Origin of the sequence: uncultured Brevundimonas sp. (assembly GCF_937863155.1) — a bacterium.
Taxonomy (GTDB): domain Bacteria; phylum Pseudomonadota; class Alphaproteobacteria; order Caulobacterales; family Caulobacteraceae; genus Brevundimonas.
The window spans coordinates 1-3,939 of record NZ_CALMFB010000028.1; the positions used below are offsets into that span (position 1 = coordinate 1).

The window sequence follows — 3,939 nt, forward strand, 5'->3', positions numbered from 1 at the left end:
GACAACGCCAATCCGGCGCAGAAGACCCTGATGCTGGCGTTTGACGTCAAGTGACCCTTCTCCCTCAAGGGGAGAAGAGCTTAGATGCGTTCGCTGATCTTGATGGCGGCCTTGCAGCCGACCTTGATGACGCTGCTGAGCAGGCGGTAGGCGGGGGCCTCGCGGCTGCCGTGCTCGATGGCGTGGTCGTGGTGGGCCAGTTCCTCTTCGCGGAACTTGGTTAGTTCGGCGGCCAGTTCGGGATCGCGGTCGCGGATTTCCTCGATCTGGTCGGCGTAGTGTTTCTCGATGACGCTCTCGACCGCCTCGGTGCAGGCATGGGCGGCCTTTTCCGAGATCAGGGCCGTCCCGGCGCCCAGGGCCGTCGCCGCCAGCTTCCACAGCGGGATCATGGCCGTGGGGCGCACCCGGTTCTCGTTCAGCAAAGCCTCGAACCGGGCCAGGTGGACGGCCTCGTGCCCCTCCATCTCGGTCAGGTCGGCGGCGATGGCATCCTTGCCCTTGCGGCCCTCCAGCACGGCGCGCTGGGCGCGGTAGATGTGGACGGCGGCGAACTCGCCCGCGTGGTCGACGCGCAGCATCTCGGCCAGGCGCGCCTTGTCCTGCCCCACGCCGGGGCGGGCCAGGGGAATGCGACGGGCGGCGGAGACGGCTTCGGCTGATTGGGTCATGACGCCTCTATCCTAGCTCCTCGGCGCGCGGGCGTCCTTGGGACGTTTCGCCGCCAGCAGGCTGAAAACAGCCAGCGCCAGGGAGATCACAAAGTTCCAGCCCGCCATCGACAGGCCCGCGAAGCTCCATGGAATGTCGCCGCAGGAGACGAAGCCCGCGCTTCCGCCCGTGCCGTCGATCAGGGCCGTCAGGGCCGACAGGTCGATGGTGGTGCTCGGCGCGGCCATGCAGGTGGCCGGCAGGGCCCACCACTTCAGCTCGCCCCCGGCGTGATAGCCCGCCGTGATCGCCCCGGTCAGGAAGATCGCCGCCAGCAGGAAGGAGGCGATGCGCGGCGTGCCCCGGCTGGCCCGGCTGAACAGAGCCCAGAAGGTGGCGGCCCCGGCGATGGCGACGGCGGCCCAATAGACCTCGCGCTGCTTCAGGCACAGGCTGCACGGCGGCATTCCGCCGAACCGCTCGAACGCATGGGCCGCGCCCAGCATGGCCAGCGACGCCCCAAGAGCGAAGGCCGTCCACCAGCGGGTCAGCAATTTGTAGATCGCGCTCATCTGCGCCTCACAGGAACCAGGCGCCTCTCATAAACTGAGCGGAGAGCGGCGTCGATCAGTGACCGACCAGCTTGACCATAAAGAAGGCGCCGACCAGCAGGACCAGGAACAGGACGGTGAACAGGGCCAGCCGCTTTTCGACGATCGCCAGCATGGGCGGACCCCAGCGCTTGAGCACGAAGGCCACCAGGAAGAAGCGGGCGCCGCGCGTCAGCACGCACAGGGCGATGAACAGCGCCAGATTGAACTGGAAGATGCCCGAGGCGATGGTGATCAGCTTGAAGGGGATGGGCGTCAGCCCCTTGATCAGGATCACCCAGGCGCCGTGCTGCTGGAACAGGGCCTTGGACGCCTCGAAGGTGTCGGCCTTGCCCATCACGGCCAGCAGCCACATGCCTACCGGCTCCAGGAAATGGCCGATGGCGTAGCCCAGAATCCCGCCCAGCACCGAGGCGAGGGTGCAGACCGTGGCGTAGAAATAGGCGCGCTCGGGCCGCGTCACGACCATGGGCGCCAGCATCACATCGGGCGGAATGGGGAAAAAGCTGCTCTCGGCGAACGAGACGGCGGCCAGGGCCTTGGTGGCGTGGCGGTGGCGGGCCAGCGACAGCACCCAGTCATAGAGTTTGCGCAGCATGTGTTTCCTCGACCGAACCCGCCCCTAGCAGGGATCGCACCGGTGCGCACCTGCCCGCGCGCGCCTGCGGCGATGCGACCACGAAGGCGTGACGCGCGCGCGGCTTGGCTTGGGCGGTTCGGATGACTAGGTTCCGCGCCGAAAGGCGGCGCCCCGTCCGCCAACCGATCAGGAGACGCCCCCATGACCGACGCCGCCCAACTGGACCGCGACAACCCCCTGGGCGTCGACGGGTTCGAGTTCGTCGAATTCACCGGCCCCGAGCCCGAGGCGATGATCGCCCGGCTGGAGCTGATGGGCTTCACCCGCACCCATGTGAACCCGGCCAATGGCGCCGTGCGCCTGAAGCAGGGCGACGTGACCATGATCGTCAACAGCCGGCCCCAGGGCCAGGCGGCCGAGTTCGCCACCGAGCATGGCCCCTCGGCCAACGGCATGGCCTTCCGCGTCCATGACGCCAAGGCCGCCTATGAGGGCGCGGTCGAACGCGGCGCCCGCCCGGCGGAAGGCCACGACGGCGGCGCGCTGAAAGGCGTTCTGGGTGGCGGCTATCCCTATGTGCTGCAGGGCATTGGCGGCAGCCTGCTTTATATCGTCGATCAATATGGCGACGCCGGTTCGCTGTACGACGGCTGGGACGAGGTCGAAGGCTGGGAAGAGGCCGAGCGCAAGAACGCCGTGGGCCTGCACACCCTGGACCACCTGACCCACAATGTGCGCCGCGGCCAGATGCGCAACTGGTCGGGCTTCTACGGTCAGATCTTCGGTTTCGAGGAGCAGAAGTATTTCGACATCAAGGGCAAGGCGACCGGCCTGTTCAGCCAGGCGATGATCGCCCCGGACCGCGCCATCCGCATCCCGCTGAACGAAAGCCAGGACGAGAACAGCCAGATCGAGGAATTCCTGCGCCGCTACAATGGCGAGGGCATCCAGCACATCGCCCTGGCCACCGACGACATCTTCGAGACGGTCGAAGAGATGAAGCGTCGCGGCATCGACTTCCAGGACACCATCGAGACCTATTTCGAGCTGATCGACAAACGCCTGCCGGGCCACGGCGAGGACGTGGAGCGGATGCGCAAGAACCGCATCCTGATCGACGGTTCGGACGAGGAAGGCCTGCTGCTGCAGATATTCACCCAGGACACCTTCGGGCCGATCTTCTTCGAGATCATCCAGCGCAAGGGCAATGAAGGCTTCGGCAACGGCAACTTCCAGGCCCTGTTCGACTCGATCGAGCTGGACCAGATCCGTCGCGGCGTCATCAAGGTCGACGCCTGAATGCGGTTTCGGCCTCCGCACTGGCTGCCCTGGCTCGGTCCGCTTCTAGCGGCTGGGGCCGGGGCCCTGGCGGGCGAGTACTGGCTGGGGGGCGGCTTCTGGATGGTCCTGGCCGCCGCCCTGGTCTGCGGCTTCGCCCCCATCCTGGCCCACCGCCTGTGGCGACGCCTGCATCATAAACGCTAGACTAAGGCGGAGGGGCCTGGGCGATTGACGCCGCCTCTCCGGCTCGTCTGCCATCGCGGCCGATCCGCCTCCCTCGCGAAGGGAGGAAAAGAATGAATGGGGAGCTTGAAATGAAATCCATCGCCTTGGCCGCCGCAGCGGCCGCCGCCTTGCTGGCCTGCCCGGCCGTCGCTCAGGATGCGCCGCAATGGTCGCTCGCCATCCACGGCGGCGCGGGCGTGATCGAGCGCGCCCAGCTGAGCCCCGAACGCGACGCCGCCTATCGCGCAGGCTTGCAAGCCGCGCTGGACGCCGGATCGGCCGTGCTGGCGCGCGGCGGCTCGTCGCTGGACGCCGTTCAGGCCGCCATCGAGGTGATGGAGGAGAACCCCCTGTTCAACGCCGGGCGCGGCGCCGTCTTCACCTCGGCCGGGAAGAATGAACTGGACGCCGCCGTCATGGACGGAACGGACCTGAACGCCGGGGCCGTCGCGGGCCTGACCCGCACCCGTCACCCGATCGCCGCCGCCCGCGCGGTGATGGAGAAGTCGCCCCACGTCATGCTGATCGGCGAAGGCGCCGAGACCTTCGCCCGCTCGGCCGGGCTGGAGGAGGTGGCGCCGTCCTTCTTCT

6 protein-coding genes are annotated in these 3,939 nt (G+C 67.7%); 3 read left to right on the forward strand and 3 right to left on the reverse strand.

From position 1 onward, the window contains the following. Positions 1-80 precede the first annotated feature (80 nt). Genes Q0581_RS05095 through Q0581_RS05105 form a run of 3 tightly spaced genes read right to left on the reverse strand, consistent with a single transcriptional unit; the run spans position 81 to position 1,860 of the window. Positions 81-671 carry a demethoxyubiquinone hydroxylase family protein gene (locus tag Q0581_RS05095; RefSeq protein WP_003164026.1) on the reverse strand — a complete coding sequence of 197 codons (591 nt, stop codon included), beginning with the start codon at positions 669-671 and terminating at the stop codon, positions 81-83. Positions 672-683: 12 nt separating this feature from the next. Continuing rightward, positions 684-1,223, reverse strand: a complete 540-nt coding sequence (locus tag Q0581_RS05100) for a disulfide bond formation protein B (RefSeq protein ID WP_003164027.1) — start codon at positions 1,221-1,223, stop codon at positions 684-686. Between the two features lie 55 nt (positions 1,224-1,278). Beyond that, on the reverse strand, positions 1,279-1,860 hold the full coding sequence (locus Q0581_RS05105) for a YqaA family protein (RefSeq protein WP_298698212.1): 582 nt from the start codon (positions 1,858-1,860) through the stop codon (positions 1,279-1,281). Between the two features lie 183 nt (positions 1,861-2,043). On the opposite strand from Q0581_RS05105, the gene hppD reads away from it, so the two are divergent. The 3 genes from hppD to Q0581_RS05120 form a co-directional block, all read left to right on the forward strand. Continuing rightward, complete coding sequence (gene hppD, locus Q0581_RS05110; protein WP_298698213.1) at positions 2,044-3,141, forward strand: 4-hydroxyphenylpyruvate dioxygenase; 1,098 nt, start codon at positions 2,044-2,046, stop codon at positions 3,139-3,141. Continuing rightward, on the forward strand, positions 3,142-3,327 hold the full coding sequence (locus Q0581_RS05115; protein ID WP_003164030.1) for a hypothetical protein: 186 nt from the start codon (positions 3,142-3,144) through the stop codon (positions 3,325-3,327). Between the two features lie 110 nt (positions 3,328-3,437). Beyond that, positions 3,438-3,939, forward strand: a 502-nt coding sequence (locus Q0581_RS05120; protein ID WP_298698216.1) for an isoaspartyl peptidase/L-asparaginase, incomplete at its 3' end; no start/stop codon positions are given.

Coding starts and splice junctions, on each gene's coding strand:
- Q0581_RS05095 (WP_003164026.1), bottom strand. CDS start 671: ATGACCCAATCAGCCGAAGCCGTCTCCGCCGCCCGTCGCATTCCCCTG.
- Q0581_RS05100 (WP_003164027.1), bottom strand. CDS start 1,223: ATGAGCGCGATCTACAAATTGCTGACCCGCTGGTGGACGGCCTTCGCT.
- Q0581_RS05105 (WP_298698212.1), bottom strand. CDS start 1,860: ATGCTGCGCAAACTCTATGACTGGGTGCTGTCGCTGGCCCGCCACCGC.
- hppD (WP_298698213.1), top strand. CDS start 2,044: ATGACCGACGCCGCCCAACTGGACCGCGACAACCCCCTGGGCGTCGAC.
- Q0581_RS05115 (WP_003164030.1), top strand. CDS start 3,142: ATGCGGTTTCGGCCTCCGCACTGGCTGCCCTGGCTCGGTCCGCTTCTA.